General features: G+C 31.1%; 1 protein-coding gene and 1 pseudogene. Both read left to right on the plus strand.

Annotated features, from left to right (window positions below):
- A pseudogene (locus HG1285_RS20165) lies at window positions 1–333 on the plus strand (hypothetical protein); the annotation flags it as partial.
- A 1-nt stretch (window position 334) separates the two neighbouring features.
- Window positions 335–1018, plus strand: a 684-nt coding sequence (gene csx2, locus HG1285_RS00105) for a TIGR02221 family CRISPR-associated protein (RefSeq protein ID WP_008289757.1), incomplete at its 3' end; no start/stop codon positions are given.

Genomic DNA, 1018 nt, shown 5'->3' on the forward strand with positions numbered 1-1018 from the left:
ATAAAGATTTTAAATGAAGATATTGAATATTTTAAAGACACAAAAGAACTACAGCCACAAGAAAAATCAAAAATAATAAATAAACTTGAAAAAAGAAAGAAGCTTGCTGAAATATCTCCTGAGAAGAAATACATTATTCTCAGACTTGGCAAACATCAGGGATTTTTAAGTACAACAATAAATCTTTTAGTAAAAGAACTTGACCCTGAATTATATTCACAGGCTTATAAGTATTTAGTTCATAGAGGATATCCAGATTTCCCAAATAAATCCCGAAAACTAACAATAGACAATGAACTTTTAGGCTGGTGTGTTTTAACTCCGGAGAGTTAACATGGCAAAACGCGAAAAAAAGAAAAAGCTCCCTGTTGTTGGGGCTAAAAGGTTTTCCCATAGGTCTCATATAGGATTAAAAAATTTTTTGAAAAACAGACACTATCAGGACTGGATAGACAGGAATATAGAATATTTAAAAAATAAGTACTTAAAAAGGAGGCGAAAGAATGGGAGGAAAAAAGTTATGAAAGTGCTTATTTCTATCTTAGGTGCTGGAAATTATAAAGAAACTGTTTACAGTTTTGGAGACATTCAAGAAAAGACAGATTATGTACTTAGTGTAATTGAAAAGGCAGTAAAACCTGATAAGATTTACATAGTTGGTACAGAGCAATCACGCTGGGAACTGGCAGATAAATCTATTAAAGACTATGAAAAAGTAGTTATACCCTTTGGGACAAACCATCAGGAATTCTGGAAAATGTTTGAGATACTTTCAAAATTAGATGTTGAAAATAAAGATATTTACATGGATTTAACACATGGGTTTCGCTCTATACCTCTTTTTATATCAACTGTTATGAATTTCTTTGAAAAAGTAAAAAATGCAAAAATCAAAGGTGTTTATTACGGAATGTTTGAGGTTAAGACAGATGTGAAACCAGTAGTTGATATGCTACCTATTTTAGAAATGAATAAATGGATTGAAGGCTATACACTTTATAAAGAATACGGCGACAGC

This window comes from Hydrogenivirga sp. 128-5-R1-1 (assembly GCF_000171895.1).